The organism is Microbispora sp. NPDC049633, assembly GCF_040675265.1.
In the GTDB taxonomy this organism is placed as follows: domain Bacteria; phylum Actinomycetota; class Actinomycetes; order Streptosporangiales; family Streptosporangiaceae; genus Microbispora; species Microbispora maris.
The window spans coordinates 1-1,356 of sequence record NZ_JBFAOO010000420.1; the positions used below are offsets into that span (position 1 = coordinate 1).

General features: G+C 76.0%; 2 protein-coding genes. Both read left to right on the forward strand.

Annotation, left to right across the window (positions count from 1 at the left end):
- Window positions 1–899 (forward strand): BBE domain-containing protein (locus tag AB0J39_RS39555; protein ID WP_363474348.1); only part of this gene is annotated, 899 nt, incomplete at its 5' end.
- Window positions 900–922: 23 nt separating this feature from the next.
- Window positions 923–1,356: alpha/beta hydrolase (locus tag AB0J39_RS39560; RefSeq protein WP_363474350.1), on the forward strand; the 434-nt coding region annotated here is incomplete at its 3' end.

Genomic DNA, 1,356 nt, shown 5'->3' on the forward strand with positions numbered 1-1,356 from the left:
ACACGCTCGGCGGCGGTTTCGGCTGGCTCGCCCGCAAGTACGGCTTCGCCGCGGACAGCGTGGTCCGCGCCGAGGTCGTCACGGCCGAGGGCCACATCGTCGCGGTCGGCCCCGACCGGCATCCCGACCTGTTCTGGGCCCTGCGCGGCGGCGGCGGCAACTTCGGCGTCGTGACCTCGCTGGAGTTCCGGCTCCACCCGGTCTCCCGCGTCCACGCGGGCACCGCGTTCTTCGCCGCCGACCGGGCCGCGGAGACGCTCGCGTTCTACCGCGACTGGATCGCCGGCGCGCCCGACGAGCTGAGCACCGCGATCCTGATCACCCGGATGCCGCACGATCGGGGCCTGCCCCCGCAGCTGCGCGGCAGGCGGGTGGTCGGCATCCAGGCCATGTACGCGGGCGAGGCGGACGAGGCCCGCCGGGCCCTGCGGCCTCTGTGGGCGGCGGCGGGACCTGTGCTGCTGGACACCATGCGGACGACGCCGTTCGGGCACGCCATGATGGGCGGCACCGCGCCCATGCACGTGGAGCTGCTCCACACGCTGTCCGATCCGGTTATCGAGACGCTGGTGCGGGCGGGCGAGCGGCCGGGCTCGCCGGTCACGACCGTCGAGATCCGCCACTGGGGCGGCGCCATCGCCGCGGCCGGGCCGGACGCCGGGCCGGTCGCCCACCGCTCGGTGCCGCTGTCGGTCGTCCTCGACGCGCACGTCCCCGAGATCGAGCGGGCACTGCGGCCGCACGTGACCGGCGGAACCTTCCTGAACTTCCTGCACGACCCCGCCCGGACCGAGGCGGCCTACACCCCGGACGACTGGCGGCGCCTGCGCGAGGTGAAGCGGGACTACGACCCGGACAACTTCTTCCACGTCAACCTCAACGTGCCCCCGGCCGGCTGACCAGCCGCCGGGTCCGGCCCCCGATGAGCACCGTGACCTCGGCCGACGGCACCCCCATCGCGTTCGACCGCGCGGGTGGGGGGCCGCCGGTCGTCCTCGTCGGCGGCGCGCTCCGCCACCGGGCGTGCGACCCGGTCGCGGAGCGGCTGGCCGCGCTCCTCGCCCCGTCCTTCACGGTGATCAGGTACGACCGCCGCGGCCGGGGCGGCAGCGGGGACACCGCGCCGTACGCCGTGGCCCGCGAGATCGAGGACATCGAGGCACTCGTCGCGGAGGCCGGCGGCGCGGCGGCGGTGTGCGGGTTCTCCTCCGGCGCCGTCCTCGCCCTCGACGCGGCCCGTCGCCTGCCCGGCATCACGCGCCTGGCCGTCGTCGAGCCGCCGTTCGTGGTCGACGACAGCCGTCCGCCGCTGCCGCAGGACTACCTACCGAGGCTCGCCGCGCTGCTGGCCGCCGG